This window comes from Streptomyces sp. HUAS 31 (assembly GCF_028198125.1).
Taxonomy (GTDB): domain Bacteria; phylum Actinomycetota; class Actinomycetes; order Streptomycetales; family Streptomycetaceae; genus Streptomyces; species Streptomyces chartreusis.
Window position 1 is genome coordinate 2,893,158 of sequence record NZ_CP116353.1, and the last position, 15,332, is coordinate 2,908,489.

At 70.4% G+C, this 15,332-nt stretch carries 14 protein-coding genes and 1 riboswitch; of the genes, 8 read left to right on the top strand and 6 right to left on the bottom strand.

The window, feature by feature from the left end; all coding sequences use genetic code 11:
- Positions 1 to 32 precede the first annotated feature (32 nt).
- Entirely contained in the window at positions 33 to 953 is a 921-nt protein-coding gene (locus PGH47_RS12760; protein WP_271663523.1) for an alpha/beta fold hydrolase, read from the bottom strand.
- A 581-nt stretch (positions 954 to 1,534) separates the two neighbouring features.
- Positions 1,535 to 1,629: riboswitch (adenosylcobalamin-variant (AdoCbl-variant) riboswitch) on the top strand.
- Positions 1,630 to 1,753: 124 nt separating this feature from the next.
- Between PGH47_RS12760 and PGH47_RS12765 the strand changes: the two genes are divergently transcribed.
- The 6 genes from PGH47_RS12765 to PGH47_RS12790 all read left to right on the top strand — a co-directional run bounded on the left by PGH47_RS12765 (position 1,754) and on the right by PGH47_RS12790 (position 8,236).
- Positions 1,754 to 2,971: a prenyltransferase/squalene oxidase repeat-containing protein gene (locus PGH47_RS12765; protein WP_271663524.1), complete on the top strand. Its 1,218-nt coding sequence runs from the start codon at positions 1,754 to 1,756 to the stop codon at positions 2,969 to 2,971.
- The gene (locus PGH47_RS12770) at positions 2,968 to 3,633 is read left to right on the top strand and encodes an SCO2322 family protein (protein ID WP_271663525.1); all 666 of its coding nucleotides are present in this window, start codon (positions 2,968 to 2,970) and stop codon (positions 3,631 to 3,633) included. The genes PGH47_RS12765 and PGH47_RS12770 overlap by 4 nt, the downstream gene beginning before the upstream one ends.
- Entirely contained in the window at positions 3,626 to 4,804 is a 1,179-nt protein-coding gene (locus tag PGH47_RS12775; RefSeq protein WP_271663526.1) for an energy-coupling factor transporter transmembrane component T, read from the top strand. Before PGH47_RS12770 ends, PGH47_RS12775 begins: the two co-directional genes overlap by 8 nt.
- Complete coding sequence (locus tag PGH47_RS12780; RefSeq protein WP_271663527.1) at positions 4,801 to 6,654, top strand: ABC transporter ATP-binding protein; 1,854 nt, start codon at positions 4,801 to 4,803, stop codon at positions 6,652 to 6,654. Before PGH47_RS12775 ends, PGH47_RS12780 begins: the two co-directional genes overlap by 4 nt.
- Positions 6,651 to 7,484 carry an ECF transporter S component gene (locus PGH47_RS12785; RefSeq protein ID WP_107906825.1) on the top strand — a complete coding sequence of 278 codons (834 nt, stop codon included), beginning with the start codon at positions 6,651 to 6,653 and terminating at the stop codon, positions 7,482 to 7,484. The genes PGH47_RS12780 and PGH47_RS12785 overlap by 4 nt, the downstream gene beginning before the upstream one ends.
- 335 nt (positions 7,485 to 7,819) lie before the next feature.
- A complete protein-coding gene (locus PGH47_RS12790) occupies positions 7,820 to 8,236 on the top strand; it encodes a transglycosylase SLT domain-containing protein (protein WP_030949453.1) in 417 nt (138 codons plus the stop codon).
- 152 nt (positions 8,237 to 8,388) lie between these two features.
- Here PGH47_RS12790 and PGH47_RS12795 read toward each other — a convergent pair whose 3' ends face one another.
- A complete protein-coding gene (locus PGH47_RS12795; protein ID WP_271663528.1) occupies positions 8,389 to 9,624 on the bottom strand; it encodes a cytochrome P450 in 1,236 nt (411 codons plus the stop codon).
- Positions 9,625 to 9,874: 250 nt separating this feature from the next.
- Between PGH47_RS12795 and PGH47_RS12800 the strand changes: the two genes are divergently transcribed.
- Positions 9,875 to 11,044 (top strand): steroid 3-ketoacyl-CoA thiolase, encoded by a 1,170-nt coding sequence (locus PGH47_RS12800; protein WP_271663529.1) that lies wholly within the window; start codon positions 9,875 to 9,877, stop codon positions 11,042 to 11,044.
- Here the strand turns inward: PGH47_RS12800 and PGH47_RS12805 are convergent.
- Both PGH47_RS12805 and PGH47_RS12810 read right to left on the bottom strand, forming a co-directional pair.
- Positions 11,028 to 11,228: a DUF397 domain-containing protein gene (locus tag PGH47_RS12805; protein WP_271663530.1), complete on the bottom strand. Its 201-nt coding sequence runs from the start codon at positions 11,226 to 11,228 to the stop codon at positions 11,028 to 11,030. The genes PGH47_RS12800 and PGH47_RS12805 overlap by 17 nt on opposite strands.
- On the bottom strand, positions 11,188 to 12,036 hold the full coding sequence (locus PGH47_RS12810; RefSeq protein WP_271663531.1) for a helix-turn-helix domain-containing protein: 849 nt from the start codon (positions 12,034 to 12,036) through the stop codon (positions 11,188 to 11,190). The genes PGH47_RS12805 and PGH47_RS12810 overlap by 41 nt, the downstream gene beginning before the upstream one ends.
- Before the next feature lie 92 nt (positions 12,037 to 12,128).
- Here PGH47_RS12810 and PGH47_RS12815 point away from each other — a divergent pair, with 92 nt between their 5' ends.
- Positions 12,129 to 12,593, top strand: a complete 465-nt coding sequence (locus tag PGH47_RS12815) for an ATP-binding protein (RefSeq protein ID WP_271663532.1) — start codon at positions 12,129 to 12,131, stop codon at positions 12,591 to 12,593.
- On the opposite strand, the gene PGH47_RS12820 is transcribed toward PGH47_RS12815, so the two are convergent.
- Both PGH47_RS12820 and PGH47_RS12825 read right to left on the bottom strand, forming a co-directional pair.
- Positions 12,543 to 13,910 carry a tryptophanase gene (locus PGH47_RS12820; protein ID WP_271663533.1) on the bottom strand — a complete coding sequence of 456 codons (1,368 nt, stop codon included), beginning with the start codon at positions 13,908 to 13,910 and terminating at the stop codon, positions 12,543 to 12,545. The genes PGH47_RS12815 and PGH47_RS12820 overlap by 51 nt on opposite strands.
- Before the next feature lie 89 nt (positions 13,911 to 13,999).
- Positions 14,000 to 15,136 (bottom strand): tryptophan dimethylallyltransferase family protein, encoded by a 1,137-nt coding sequence (locus PGH47_RS12825; protein WP_271663534.1) that lies wholly within the window; start codon positions 15,134 to 15,136, stop codon positions 14,000 to 14,002.
- Positions 15,137 to 15,332: the final 196 nt, after the last annotated feature.

The window sequence follows — 15,332 nt, forward strand, 5'->3', positions numbered from 1 at the left end:
GATGTGCTCGCCCACGTCGGCGAGCACATCCGCTACACGGCGGCCCCGAAGCGCTCGCGAGCACGGTCGCGAAGCCAAGCGAGTATTTCCGGTACGGCCGGCAGCGCGGCGAAGTGAGCCGCCCCTGGCTTCAGCACGGCAGTCGCTGAGGGAATGCGTTCGGCAAGCCATCGGAAGTGACCGACGGGCGAGAAGGTGTCGTGCTCACCGTGCCAAAGCAGCAGCGGGACTTCGACGATCTTGCCCGGCTCAAAGCCCCAGTCCCGTCGGAAGGACAGCACGTCGTCGAGCCAGCCGAACGAGGAGCGCACCACACTGGTCTCGTAGTTGGCGAGGAGCAGGCCGCGGATCCCACCGTGTCCCACCACAGCCTTGTCTGCCGTGGGCATCTCCGGAGTCAGTAACCCCAGCAGTGACTCCGGCTTGTCACGAATGGCATCCGCGTTGCTGGCCAGGTTGGCCTTGAGCTTTTCCAGGCACTCCTCGGAACCATCGCGGAGAGCCGCTCGGGCGGCCTTGTAGGCGATGACGTTGGACGGGGCCATCCCCTCGAACCATTCGAGCCCGTCCGCATCGGGAGGAGCGATGCTGACCAGAACGGCAGCACTGGCGACTCTGTCCGGAAGCAGCGCCGCACACGCCAACGCATGCGGCCCGCCACCAGAACGGCCCAGCACGGAAAACGGTCCAAGATTCAACTGGTCGGCGATGGCCGCCACATCCGCGGCGGCGTGACGCACAGCGCGGCCTTTTAACCGCTGCGACTCCCCGTACCCCGGCCGGTCGTAGGAGATGAGCCGGATGCCCAGCTTGTAGAGAACGCTGGTCCGTGGACGCGGACCGACCCTGCTGCCCGGAGTGCCATGCAGCAAGAACACCGGGTGGCCCTTCGGGTCCCCCGACGTCTCGAAGAAGAGCAGCCTGCCATCGCCGCTCTTGACACTTCCCAACACCAGGTGTGCCTCCCGTCGCCAGCGCCGCGGCCGCCCGGAGCAGGACCCAGAGAATCAGCATCCCGCCCGTCAGAGCGCCAGTCGACACACAAACCAGCCGTCATTCGCGACGGACCAAGGGTTTTCCGTAAGACGCAATGCCACGGGGTGACGGTTGCGCGTCCCGCAGGCCGCTCGCACCGACCAAACGGTAGAGGATTCCCACCCTCCGGCAGGTCATTCCAGCCACACCGATAGCCATTCGGCGCAAAATCCATGTTTGGTTTGACACTTCTGTGATCGCAACGCCCAAGGGCGGCGATCACGCGGTCCGAGGGCAGTACCCACATGATGGAGCCACTCGACACGCCTCGCATCCTGACGTCGGCCGATACCGATCCGTCCGCGAGGAAGAGCCGATGCCCCGGCCGGGATCATGCACACGCCCACCATGAAGCTCGGCAACCCCTGCAACATCCATGGGCGAAATCCAGCCGAACCGGCCACCCTCGACCTCGCTCGGCACCGGACCGCCTCCGCCGCCCCCAGCCCCCTCTCGCCCCCCACCTACCCCCGGGTAGAGTGTCGCCGTCGTCATCACACCCGTACGTGGGAAAGCCGGTGCAAATCCGGCGCTGACCCGCAACCGTGAACCGGTCGTCGTCGAAGGCCGGTGAGCCGGATCGCCGCGTACGGGAAGTGACCGGCTCACGTGCCCCGGCAGTCCGCCGGAGTGCGGCACCGTCGAGGTATACGGAGCCGAGCCGCCGGGGTCTCCCCTGTGCTGCCCGGTTCCCCTTAGGGAAGGGCACCCGCCGATCATGTACGTCCGTCGCAGCGCCGCGGTCCTGGCCGCCGCCGTCGTGATCGGCGCGGCCGCGCCGGCCATAGCCGCCGACTCCTCCCCCTCGGCCTCGCCGAAGCCCACGTACCCCGCCGAGCTGTACGGCACCACCGATCCCACCTACGACGGCGTCTGGCGGCAGTCCCTCGCGATGCTCGCTCAGAACACCGTCGGGGTGAAGCCCGCCCCGAAGGCCGTGGACTGGCTGCTCACGCAGCAGTGCGCGAACGGGGCCTTCGCGCCCTACCGTGCCGACGCCGGCGCCGACTGCGACGCCAAGACCCTCGTCGACACCAACAACACGGCCGCCGCCGTCCAGGCGCTGGTCGCGCTCGGCGGGCACGACGCCGCCGTCTCCAAGGCCGTGACCTGGCTGAAGTCCGTCCAGAACAAGGACGGCGGCTGGGGATACATGCCGGGCGGGGCCAGCGACACCAACTCCACGTCCGTGGTGATCGGTGCGCTCACCACTGCCGGGGAGAAGCCGGCGGACGTACGCAAGGACGGGAAGACGGCCTACGACGCCCTCAACGAGCTCGCCCTGCCCTGCAAGGACGACGACGGCGGCGCCTTCGCCTTCCAGCCCGACAAGAAGGGCAAACTGCTCGCCAACGCCGACGCCACCGCGGCCGGCGTCCTCGGCTCGCTCGGCAAGGGCCTCGTCGTGAGCCCCGGCAAGGACGCGCCCGCCGCGGACTGCACCGACGGCGGCTACCCGTCCTCGCAGCAGGCCGCCGTCAACGGCGCCGCCTACCTCACCGACGCCCTCGCCAAGGACGGCCACCTCACCTCCACCCTCCCCGGCGCCGAGGACCAGCCCGACTACGGCAACACCGCCGACGCGGTCGTCGCGCTGGCCGCTCTCTCCGGTGCCGACGCCGCCGAGAAGCCGCTGCGCTGGCTGGAGCAGAACTCCGCGAAGTGGGCGAAGCAGAGCGGCCCGGCCGCCTACGCCCAGCTGATCCTCGCCGCCCACGCCACCGGCGCCGACCCCCGCGACTTCGGCGGCGCCGACCTGGTGAAGCAGCTCAACGCCACCGGCCCCGCACCGCAGGCCGCGACGAAGGCCACGAACGAGGAGAAGACCAAGGACGACAGTCCCTTCGGGGTCTGGTGGTACGTCGGCATCTTCCTCGTCGTCGGCATCGGCATCGGCTTCCTGCTGAGCGGCCGCAAGAAGGGCCCCCAGGCGTGATCCGCCGCGTGCTCGCCCCGCTCCTGGCCGCGCTGGTCCTGCTGACCGGCGCGGCCCAGGGCGCGCAGGCGGCCGGCTACCGCTACTGGTCCTTCTGGGAGCGCCAGGGCGACACGTGGGTCTACGCCACCCAGGGCCCCTCCCTCGCCCGCCCCTCCGACGGTGACGTCCAGGGCTTCCGGTTCGCCGTGAGCGAGGACTCGAAGGACGCGACACAGCCCAGGGGCGCGGCCGAGTTCGCGGTGATCTGCGCCAGGACGCCCGCCGAGGACGGCAAGAAGCGAATCGCCCTGGTCATCGACTTCGGTACGGCGGCCGACGCCCCGTCCGGCGAGACGCCTCCCGCCCGCCGTACGGCCTGTGCCCGGGTGGCTCCCGACGCGACCACGGCCGAGGCCCTCGCGGCCGTCGCCAAGCCCCTGCGCTACGACACCAACGCCCTGTTGTGCGCGATCACCGGGTATCCGCAGAAGGGCTGCGGCGATCAGGTGTCGGGGGGCGGCCGGGAGACCGGGCAGCCGACCGCGGCCGGGCAGACCGCCGGCGCGGCCGAGGACGACTCGGACGGCGGGCTCTCGCTCGGCCTGGTCGCGGGCATCGCCGTGGTGGTGGTGCTGGGGGCGGCGGCGGTCTGGCAGGCACGGCGGCGCGGGGATGCTTGAGCGCACCGCGCCCCGGACGGGAGGCTGGTCCTCCGCGGCACAGTCGTGGCTGATCGCGCAGTTCCCCGCGCCCCTTCGGGGCGCTGCCGTCCCTCCCTTGCACCCCGGCGCCTGGTGGCTCTGGGCCCTCGCTCTCGGCACCGCCGCCACCCGCACCACCAACCCCCTCCTCCTCGCCCTCCTCATCGCGACCTCCGCGTACGTCGTGGCGACCTGCCGCCCGAACGCCCCCTGGGCCCGCTCCTACTCCGTCTTCTTCAAGCTGGCCCTGGCCGTCCTCCTCATCCGGCTCGTCTTCGCCGTGCTCCTCGGCTCCCCGCTCCCCGGCACGCACGTGATCGTCACCCTCCCCGAGATCCCCCTCCCCGACTGGGCGCAGGGGATCCGCCTGGGCGGCAAGGTCACCGTCGAGACCGTCCTCATCGCCTTCTACGACGGCCTGCGCCTCGCGACGCTCCTCATCTGCGTGGGCGCGGCGAACTCCCTCGCCAACCCCACCCGCCTGCTCAAGTCCCTGCCCGGCGCGCTCTACGAGATCGGCGTGGCGGTCGTCGTCGCCCTCACCTACGCCCCGAATCTCATCGCCGACGTCCAGCGGCTGCGTGCCGCCCGCCGGCTGCGCGGCCGGCCCGACACCGGCGTCCGCGGCCTCCTCCAGGTGGCGCTCCCGGTCCTGGAGGGCGCGTTGGAGCGGTCGGTCGCCCTCGCCGCCGCGATGGACGCGCGCGGCTACGGCCGTACCGCCGACGTCCCGCCCCGCGTCCGCCGCACGACCACCGCGCTCACCCTCGGCGGCCTGCTGGGCGTCTGCGCCGGGACGTACGGGCTGCTCACCGCCGACGGCGGCACCTACGGACTCCCGGTCCTCCTCGCCGGAGTCGTCGCCGCGCTCGCGGGCCTGCGCCTGGGCAGTCGGCGTTCCCCGCGCACCCGTTACCGCCCCGACCGCTGGGACGCCCGCGCCTGGCTGGTCGCCGGTTCCGGCGCGGCGGTCGCCGCCCTGCTGACCCTGGCCGCGGACCGCACCCCGGAAGCCCTGAACCCCGGCGTGATCCCCCTCGTCGCCCCCACCCTTCCCCTGTGGCCCGCGGCAGCGGTCCTCCTCGGCCTCCTCCCGGCCTTCATCAGCCCCACGCCTCGCACTCCCGCCGTCCCCAAGGAGCCGTCGTGATCCGCTTCGAGAACGTCTCCGTGACGTACGACGGTGCCGCCGAACCAACTGTCCAGGGAGTGGACTTCGAGGTCCCGGAGGGCGAACTGGTGCTGCTGGCGGGCCCGTCCGGCGTCGGCAAGTCCACCGTGCTCGGCGCGGTGAGCGGGCTCGTGCCGCACTTCACCGGCGGCACCCTGCGCGGCCGCGTCACGGTGGCCGGCCGGGACACCCGTACGCACAAGCCGCGTGAACTCGCCGACGTGGTCGGCACGGTGGGCCAGGACCCCCTGTCCCACTTCGTCACGGACACGGTCGAGGACGAGCTCGCCTACGGCATGGAGTCGCTCGGCCTGGCTCCGGCCGTGATGCGCCGCCGCGTCGAGGAGACCCTCGACCTTCTCGGCCTCGCCGACCTGCGCGGCCGTTCCATCGCCACCCTCTCCGGCGGCCAGCAGCAGCGCGTGGCGATCGGCTCGGTCCTCACCCCGCACCCGAGCGTCCTGGTCCTCGACGAGCCGACGTCGGCGCTGGACCCGGCCGCCGCGGAAGAGGTCCTGGCAGTCCTCCAACGCCTGGTCCACGACCTCGGAACGACGGTCCTGATGGCCGAACACCGCCTGGAACGCGTGGTCCAGTACGCCGACAGGATCGCCCTCCTGCCCTCCCCCGGCCAGGCCCCGCTCCTGGGCACCCCGGCGGAGATCATGGCCGTCTCCCCGGTCTACCCACCGGTGGTGGCCCTCGGCCGCCTGGCCGGCTGGAACCCGCTTCCCCTGACGGTGAGAGACGCCCGCAGAAGAGCAGCAGACCTACGCCAACAGCTTGAGCAACGGCACACCAGCGCCGCTCAAGACCGCCGGGAACCGGTCGAGCAACGGCACACCAACGCCGCTCAAGACCGCCGGGAACCGGTCGAGCAACGGCACACCAGCGCCGCTCAAGACCGCCGGGAACCGGTCGAGGAACAGCACACGAGCGCCGCTCAGGGGCGCGGGGAACTGCGCGACCAGCCACGACCGACCCGCAGCCGCCGCCTCACCACACCCCCCACCCCCTCCGCCGCCACCCCCCACCGCTGGTTCCGCCGCAAGCAGACCCCCACCGCCCCGACATCTCCCCATGCCGCCGAAGTACAGGCCCTCTCCGTAACCCGCGACCACATCCGCGCCCTGCGCCACATCGACCTCACCGTCACCCCCGGCGAGACCGTCGCCCTCATGGGCCGCAACGGCGCCGGCAAGTCCACCCTGCTCAACACCCTGGTCGGCCTGGTGGAACCCACCACCGGCTCGGTGGCCGTGGGCGGCACCGTCCCCCACCGCACCCCGCCCCGGGACCTCGTCCGCCGAGTAGGACTCGTCCCGCAGGAACCCCGCGACCTCCTCTACGCCGACACTGTCGCCGCCGAGTGCACGGCCGCCGACGCCGACGCCGGCGCCGAACCCGGCACCTGCCGCACCCTCGTCTCCGAGCTCCTCCCGGGCATCGCCGACGACACCCACCCCCGCGACCTCTCCGAGGGCCAGCGGCTGACGCTCGCCCTGGCCGTCGTCCTGACCGCCCGCCCCCCGCTGCTCCTCCTCGACGAGCCGACCCGCGGCCTGGACTACGCGGCGAAGGAACGCCTCGTGACCCTGCTGCGCGACCTGGCCGGCCGAGGCCACGCCATCGTGCTGGCCACCCATGACGTGGAGCTCGCCGCCGAGCTCGCCGACCGGGTCGTCCTGCTGGCCGAGGGCGAGGTGATCGCCGACGGCCCGACCGCGGACGTCGTCGTCTCCTCCCCCTCCTTCGCACCGCAGGTCACCAAGATCCTCGCCCCGCAGGAGTGGCTCACGGTCACACAGGTGCGAAAGGCACTGGCATGAGCGCCACGAAGAGCCCGCGCCGAACCCGCCCCGTCGACCTCGGCCCCCGCTCCATCGCCGCTCTCGCCCTCGTCAGTGCCGTAGGTGTCGCCGCCCTGATGTGGCCCTTCCTCGCCCCGCCCGAGTCGGCCGTCATCGCGCACAGCGAGGACGCCCCCTGGTTCTTCGCCTGCCTGCTCGTGCTGCTCGTCGCGGTCGTCGGGGCGACGATCTCGGAGTCGGGGCTCGGGCCGAAGGCGGTCGCGATGCTCGGGGTGCTGGCCGCGACGGGCGCCGCGCTGCGCCCGATCGGTGCCGGCACCGCCGGTCTGGAGCCGATGTTCTTCCTCATGGTGCTGAGCGGCCGCGTCCTCGGCCCCGGCTTCGGGTTCGTGCTCGGCTCGGTCACGATGTTCGCGTCGGCGCTGCTCACGGGCGGCGTGGGCCCGTGGATGCCGTTCCAGATGCTCGCGATGGGCTGGTTCACCATGGGGGCCGGGCTGCTCCCGGACCGCGACCGGCTGCGCGGCCGGGGCGAACTCCTGCTCCTGAGCGCGTACGGCTTCCCGGCGGCGTTCGCCTACGGCGTCGTCACGAATCTGGCGGGCTGGACCTTCATGAAGGGGCAGGCCTCGTCCATCGCCTTCTCCGCGGACTCCCCCGTGTCCGTCAACCTGGCCCGTTTCGTCGCGTACTGCCTGGCCACCTCCCTGGGCTGGGACCTGGGCCGGGCCGTCACCACCGTCGTGCTGACCCTGTTCCTCGGCCCGGTGATCCTCCGGGCCCTGCGGCGGGCCACTCGGCGGGCCGCTTTCGAGAGCCCCGTCACGTTCGACGCACCCGCACGGTGAGGGCTCACGCGCGGACCGTCACCCGCGCGGTGAAGCACCCCACATGACCCATGTCACCTACGATCCGCCCTAGTCGGACAAATCGGATGTCATGTACGCGTCCGCACCGCCCCTGACCTGCGGATAGAGAGCCACGTCACACAGGCCGCCCGACCCCCGCATACGACCACAACTAGCAAAAGGGCTCATTGCGGACACCCTCCCGGCCTGTTTCTCTGGATGACGTCGCACGGCGCCGACGTGCCCTCAGGGCCGCGGCGCCGACGCATGCCACCGCCTCGCATCGCATGGCTCCGGCACGCACACGACGCCCTGTCCCCGAAGAAAGGCTCCCCGTGTCCGCTGTTTCTCTCCTCCGCCGCGCCTCCGCCCCGAAGAAGGCCCTCGCCGGTGTCACGCTGGCCGCTGCCGCCGCCGGCACGCTGTTCGCCGCCGCGCCCTCGCAGGCCGCGACGACCGGGTCCTCCTCCGCGCAGGCCACGGCGAAGAAGATGATCTCGGACTCCAGCCAGTACCAGTGCTTCTCCAAGATCGTCGACCACGAGAGCGACTGGAACGTCAACGCCACGAACTCCTCGTCCGGCGCCTACGGCCTGGTCCAGGCCCTGCCGGGCAACAAGATGGCTTCCGCCGGCTCCGACTGGAAGACCAACCCGGCCACCCAGATCAAGTGGGGCCTGGACTACATGAAGGACCGCTACGGCAGCCCGTGCGGCGCCTGGGGCTTCTGGCAGTCCAACGGCTGGTACTGAGCCGAGCCGAACCCCAGCCCTGAACCGAAGGCGGCGACCCCCGATCCCCGGGGTCGCCGTCTTCGTCGTGTCCGCGCACGGCCTGACCCAGTCGCGGGGGAGGCAGGAACGGGGCGTAGGGACAGGGGTGCTCCTGCCTCCCTCGGGACGGGTCAGCCGCTGCTGACCCGGAGTTCCTTCACTCCGTTGATCCACGCGGAGCGAAGACGGCGGGGGTCGCCGACCAGGCGCAGGTCGGGCATCGCGTCGGCCACCGCGTTGAAGATCAGGTCGATCTCCAGCACCGCCAGGGACTTGCCCAGGCAGTAGTGCGGGCCTCCGCCGCCGAATCCGAGGTGGGGGTTGGGGTCGCGGGTGATGTCGAAGGCGTCCGGATCCTCGAAGACCTCGGGGTCGTGGTTCGCCGAGGCATAGAAGATTCCTACCCGGTCACCCTTCTTTATGCGCTTCCCGCCCAGATCCGTGTCCTGGGTGGCCGTGCGCTGGAAGGACACCACCGGCGTCGCCCAGCGGACGATCTCCTCCGCGGCCGTCTCGGGGCGCTCCCTCTTGTACAGCTCCCACTGTTCGGGGTGGGTGAGGAAGGCGTGCATGCCGTGGGTGATGGCGTTGCGGGTGGTCTCGTTGCCCGCGACGGCCAGCATCAGCACGAAGAAGCCGAATTCGTCCGAGCCCAGGTTGCCCTCGTCCTCGGCGGCCACCAGCGTGGTGACGATGTCCTTCGCCGGGCACGCCTTGCGGTCGGCGGCCATGTTCATCGCGTAGGCGATGAGCTCGGTGGCCGACTCGGCGCCGACCTCCTCGGTGATGGCGTACTCGGGGTCGTCGTAGGCGATCATCTTGTTGGACCAGTCGAAGATCTTGGCCCGGTCGTCCTGCGGGATGCCGATCAGCTCGGCGATGGCCTGCAGGGGCAGTTCGCAGGCGACCTCGGTCACGAAGTCGAAGGGGCCCGCGTGCTCACGGGCGTTCGCGGCGATGTTCAGCGCCCGCGTCCGCAGGCGTTCCTCCAGGGCGCGGATGGCGCGCGGGGTGAAGACGCGCTGGACGATCTGGCGGACCCGGGTGTGCTCGGGCGGGTCCATGTTCAACAGGATCAGACGTTGCGCGTCGATGGCGTCGCGCTCGATGTGTTCGTTGAAGCGGATGATCGCGGTGTTGAGGGTCGACGAGAACAACTCCGGGTGTGTCGATACGTACTTGACGTCCGCGTGCCGGGTCACCGCCCAGTAGCCCTCGTCCTGGAATCCGGCCACGTTGGCCGGCTGCGGGATCCAGCGGACCGGTTCGGCCCGGCGCAGCTCGGCGAACTCCGGGAGGGGTACGCGGTGGTGCAGCACATCGGGGTCGGTGAAGTCGAACCCGTCGGGAAGCGCTGGACAGGACATCGGCAGCTCCAGCCATCTGACGGTCCATCAGAACAGGGTTGCCGCGAAGGTAGTAACGGGTTCTACAAGTGGCAAGAGGCGCGGCACCCCCAATCCGGTGCGGAATTCGTGCAGATCTCCGCAGATCAAGACTCCGGAGCGTGCACGACCCTTGCGGTGACCGACATCACGTCAGCAGACTGCAAGGGGAACTAGAACACGTACTAGTTCCTGGCGGAAAGCCGAGGAGAGCCGAGAGGACCCCGCACCCATGGCTGCCGAACCCGTGATCGTCGAAGCAGTGCGCACCCCCATCGGCAAGCGCGGCGGCGCGCTCGCCAACCTCCACCCCGCCTATCTCCTGGGCGAGACCTACCGCGAGCTCCTGGGCCGTACGGGCATCCCCGCCGACTGCGTCGAGCAGATCGTCGGCGGCACGGTGACCCACGCCGGCGAACAGTCCATGAACCCCGCGCGCACGGCCTGGCTGACCATGGGCCTGCCCTACGAGACGGCGGCGACGACCGTCGACTGCCAGTGCGGCTCCTCCCAGCAGGCGTCGCACATGACGGCCAACATGATCGCCGCGGGCGTCATCGACGTCGGCATCAGCTGCGGCGTCGAGGCGATGTCCCGGGTGCCGCTGGGGTCGGGTTCCAAGCACGGGCCCGGCAAGCCGTTCCCCGACGAGTGGAACGTCGACCTGCCCAACCAGTTCGAGGCGGCCGAGCGCATCGCCCGGCACCGGGGGCTGACCCGCGAGAACGTCGACTCGCTCGGGCTCGTCTCGCAGGAGCGGGCCGCCGCCGCCTGGGCCGAGGAGCGGTTCAAGCGGGAGACGTTCGCCGTCCAGGTCCCGACGACCGAGGAGGAGCAGCGCGCCGGGCAGGGCATGTGGCGGCTGGTCGACAAGGACGAGGGTCTGCGCGACACGTCCATGGAGGCGCTGGCGGGCCTGAAGTCCGTCATGCCTACGGCCGTTCACACGGCCGGCAACTCCTCACAGATCAGCGACGGGGCCTCGGCGATCATGTGGGCGTCGAAGCGGATGGCTCGCGCGCTGAAGCTGCGCCCGCGGGCCCGGATCGTCGCCCAGGCCCTCGTCGGCTCCGACCCGCACTTCCACCTCGACGGACCGATCGACGCGACGAAGGCCGTGCTGGGCAAGGCCGGGATGTCCCTGAAGGACATCGACCTGGTCGAGATCAACGAGGCGTTCGCCTCAGTGGTGTTGAGCTGGGCGCAGGTCTTCGAGCAGGACCTGGAGAAGGTCAACGTCAACGGCGGCGCGATCGCCCTCGGGCACCCGGTGGGAGCCACCGGGGCCCGGCTCATCACGACCGCGCTTCATGAACTGGAGCGGGCGGACAAGGAGTTCGCCCTGGTGACGATGTGCGCGGGCGGCGGACTGGCCACCGGCACGATCATTCAGCGGCTGTAGTCCAGTCCAGGAACGCCGTGAACGTGGCGGGCTCGAACGCGAGCATCGGGCCCGCCGTGTTCTTTGAGTCGCGGATCGCGACGGAGGTACGGGATTCACCGACCTCGACGCACTCGCCGCCCTGGTCGCCGCTGTAGCTGGACTTACGCCACTGGATCGCCGTCAGCATCTCGGTGCTCTCCATAACGCTCCTCCATCACACGCCGGATCAACTCCGCCGAGTCCTTGAGGGAGAGGGCGGCGGCTTGGAGATGATCGTATCGGAGCGAGCAGTCCTTGACGCTGTCCGGGTTGGCCGTCGGATGCCCGCTGCCGTACCCCTCGGTGTAGACGATGGTGGGATCGCCGGGGAAGCGGAAGACAGTGAATGAGCCCTGCAATCCCGCGTGCGCACCGGCCGAAAACGGCAGGACCTGGATGTTGACTCGCTGATTGCGCTCGAAGGACAGCAGGTGGGCCAACTGACCGCGCATGGTTGCCGGGCCGCCGATTTCCTGGTGCAGGGCCGCCTCGCTCAGGATCATCCAGAAGACCGGCGCCTCGCTCTTCTCGAAGATGCGCTGCCGGGCCAGCCGTACCTCGGTGCGGTCGTCGAGGTCGGTGTCGTCCAGCACTCCGAGCACGGCACGCGCGTACTCCTTGGTCTGCAACAGACCGTGCACCATGTGCGTCTGGAAGGTACCGATCTCGATCGCCCGGGACTCCAGCTCGGCCACCTGCTGGAACCAGGCCGGAAGTTGACTGCGCATCACCAGCTCGTGCAGGCGGGACAGCAGTCCGCCCGTGCCCAGTGCGATGTCCGCCCGCTCGCTGAACGGCAGCGTCGGCAACTTTCTCGCCGTTTCGATCTGGCCGACCAGGGAGCCGGTGCAGTAGACGATGTCCCCCAGCTTCTTCTGCGTCAGCCCGGCCTCCTCGCGGTACCGGCGCAGTTCGAAGCCGTAGTAGTCGAGTGGCGAGGCGCCCGGGTCCAGGGTGTTGATGTGGGTCACGCAGAGCTCCCTCTCACGCAACTGGGCCCACTCCGGGACCCGTTGTATCCGTTCCGTAGCCCAAAGTAGTCGTGCGAGGTCAGGCTCGTACCGTGAACGGATACATTCAGTACCGGCTGCGCCTGACCGCCGGTGACCACTCGGCCCGGCACATCCGCGCCGTCGTGCGCTCGCTGCTCGGCGAGTGGGAGATGCGTGAACTGACCGACGCCGTGGAACTGGGCGTGACCGAGCTGGTCGCCAACGTCGTACGGCATGTTCCGGACCGGCGCTGCGAGGTGCTGGTGCTGCGGCAGCGGGACAGGGTGCGGATCGAGGTGTCGGACGGGTGCCCCCGACTACCGTCCGCCATGGCGGAGTTGGACCTGGACTCCGAGAACGGGCGGGGGCTCGTGCTGCTGGACGCCGTGGCCGACAAGTGGGGTGTGGACACCGCCGGGCGACGGGACGGCAAGACCGTGTGGTTCGAGTGCGGAACCACACGGTCGGGATTCACCGGCTCGCCGTCAGCCCTTGGCGGGCTCCAGCTTGATGCTGAAGTGGCGGAGGATCGGTGACTGCTCGGTGATGCGGTAACCGTGCACCGAGCTGGGGTCCTTGGCTATGTCCGCCAGGGTCTGGGCCACGTGGTCGTAGTGGCTGCGGGTGTAGACCCGGCGGGGCAGGGCCAGCCGTACGAGTTCGTAGGGCGCCGACTTGATCGGGTTGCCGTGCTCGTCCTCCTCGCCGAGGTAGAGGGATCCCAGCTCGGCCGAGCGGATGCCGCCGCGCAGGTAGAGCTGGCAGGCCAGCGAGTGGCCGGGGTACTGGTGGGGCGGGATGTGGGGCAGCAGCCGCCCGGCGTTGAGGTACAGGGCGTGCAGGCCGGCCGGCTCGACGATGTCGACGCCCGTGTCCCGGATGCGCTGGGCGAGGTGGGCGGCGATGTCGGCGCGCTCCGCCAGGTAGGAGGGCTCGGTGACCTCCACCAGGCCCTGGGCCATCATGTCCAGGTCGCGCCCGGCGAGACCGCCGTAGGTGGCGAATCCCTCGGTCGCGATGAGGAGGCGCTCGCACTTCTGGGCGAGCTCGGGGTCCTTCAGGCCGATGAAGCCGCCGATGTGGACGATGCCGTCCTTCTTGGCGCTCATGATGCAGCCGTCCGCGAGGCGGAAGGCCTCCTCGGCGACCTGGCGCGGGGTGCGGTCCTGGTAGCCGGGCTCGTGACGGGTCACCAGCCAGGCGTTCTCCGCGAACCGTGCGGCGTCGAGGATCATGGGGACGCTGTGGCGCCGGCAGAGGTCGGCGGTCCGGCGGAGGTTGTCCATGGAGACCGGCTGTCCGCCGCCGCCGTTGTTGGTGATGGTCATCACCACTGCGGCCACCGGGGACTCCTGCTGGTTCTGGAGGATCTGCTCCAGCGCCTTCAGGTCGATGTTGCCCTTGAAGCGGTGCGGGCTGTCCAGGTCCTTGGCCTCGGGGCAGGGAATGTCCCGGGCCTGGCAGCCGACCAGTTCCACATTGGCGCGGGTGGTGTCGAAGTGCGTGTTGGACACCACGGTGCTGCCCGGGGTGAGCAGCGAGGTGAACAGGATGCGCTCGGCCGCGCGTCCCTGGTGGGCGGGCAGGAGGTGCGGATAGCCGGTGAGTTCGCTGACGGTCTCGTGCCAGCGGTAGAACGACCGGGAGCCTGCGTAGGACTCGTCGCCGTTCATGCCGGCGGAGAGCTGGGCGGCGGAGATCGCGCCGGTGCCGGAGTCGCTCAGCAGGTCGATGGTGACCTCGTCGGCACGCAGGTCGAACAGGTTGTAGGAGACCCGTCGCAGGGCTTCCTCACGCTGCTGGGGGGTGGTGAGCGGGATGGGCTCGACGACCTTGATGCGGTAGGGCTCCACGGCTCCTTCTTTCTGATGTTGCTCGGGGCATTCCGATACTGCGCGGGCGGCCTTGTGACGCTGCGCTGGCTTTTCTTATGACGCGCGGATCACTGCGCGGGGGGACGCACCGCGTATGCCTCCGAGGAGACGTAGGCGGTGATGCGGGGTCGGCGGTCGCGCTCGTGCGCCAGTGCCAGGTACGCGATCAGGCCGACGCCGTCGGAGAGTTGCCGCGTACTGAGGGCGGCGAGGGCGCGGCGCAGCATCGAGGGGTCCATGCCGAAGTGGGTCAGCACGGCGGTGGCGCGGGCGAGCGCCTCCTCGTCGTCCCTGACGTAGTCACGGACCGGGACGTGCAGGGTGAACCCGCTGGGCCGGCCGGACCCGGTGTCGGTGAAGGAGTGGCAGGTCAGCGCGGGCCGCCGGTCCAGTCGCGACTCCGGCCCGCCTCCCGCCCCGGTGGGCGGGCGCCCTTCGGCGGCGAGGTGGAAGAAGGCTTCCACGTCCTCGCGTGCCGGGCCGGGCTGCGCGCGGTTCAGTGCGTACGCCTCGGATGCCGCGAGGCGCGGATGCGCGGTGTAGACCTTGACCCGGGGGGTGTCCCAGGTGCCGAGGTCCAGTGCGACGAAGGGATACCCGGTCGTGTCGGGCAGGTTCTCGAAAGCCTGCCGGTGACCGAGTCGGTGGAGTGCCTCCCGCACGGTGGCCGTGGCCCGTTCGGGCCCGGTGGCGGAGGGGTTGAGGTAGACCTTGACGCCGGGTACGCCGCCGGGACGTAACTCCAGCGCGTACCAGAGGGCCAGGTGACCTTGTGGGTTCGAGGGCAGGAACAGGTCCTGGAGACGGTCGAGCTGGGCGGTGGAGAAGTCCCAGCGGCGGGCCATCTCCCGGATGGCGTCGAGCCCTTGGCGGCCGTTGTCCGCCAAGTCGCCCGCCGCGCAGCCGGGTTCGACCAGGACACGCAGGCCCGGGGCCACTCCCGGCCGGAAGGCCAGGGAGAACTCGACCGGTGTGTGATCGTCGGAAATGAAACTGGGTGTGGCGGGCGGCTCGGAGAGCGAGCGACCGCACGCGTCCCCGAGGGACTCCAGGACGATGTGCGCGTACAGCGCCGACTCCGCCGCCGAGGAGCCCACGACCGAGCCCAGACGCAGCAGTTGGCCGACGACGTGATCGGCGAGAGTGGGGGTGTACTCGTAGGTGACCGGTGCCTCGGTGACCGGCGCCGTGCTCGCCGTGCTCACCGGACCTCCCCGGCCGGGGCAAAAAGATACCCGCCGGTGAAGGCGGGTATCCGGCCATAGGGCCATTCTGCTTGGACGCCTATGAGGCCTATGAGGAAGTCCTTCTCCTGAATGAACGTGTGGGACCGGGTGACGGGGCGCAGGGCACGAGCGGCAGCGGGGTTGAACTCCACAGCCCCTCCTTCATCATGTGACG

Excerpts from the sequence above, each read along its gene's own strand:
- PGH47_RS12775 (WP_271663526.1), top strand. The coding sequence starts at position 3,626 with ATGCTTGAGCGCACCGCGCCCCGGACGGGAGGCTGGTCCTCCGCGGCA.
- PGH47_RS12800 (WP_271663529.1), top strand. The coding sequence starts at position 9,875 with ATGGCTGCCGAACCCGTGATCGTCGAAGCAGTGCGCACCCCCATCGGC.
- PGH47_RS12805 (WP_271663530.1), bottom strand. The coding sequence starts at position 11,228 with ATGGAGAGCACCGAGATGCTGACGGCGATCCAGTGGCGTAAGTCCAGC.
- PGH47_RS12785 (WP_107906825.1), top strand. The coding sequence starts at position 6,651 with ATGAGCGCCACGAAGAGCCCGCGCCGAACCCGCCCCGTCGACCTCGGC.
- PGH47_RS12795 (WP_271663528.1), bottom strand. The coding sequence starts at position 9,624 with ATGTCCTGTCCAGCGCTTCCCGACGGGTTCGACTTCACCGACCCCGAT.
- PGH47_RS12765 (WP_271663524.1), top strand. The coding sequence starts at position 1,754 with ATGTACGTCCGTCGCAGCGCCGCGGTCCTGGCCGCCGCCGTCGTGATC.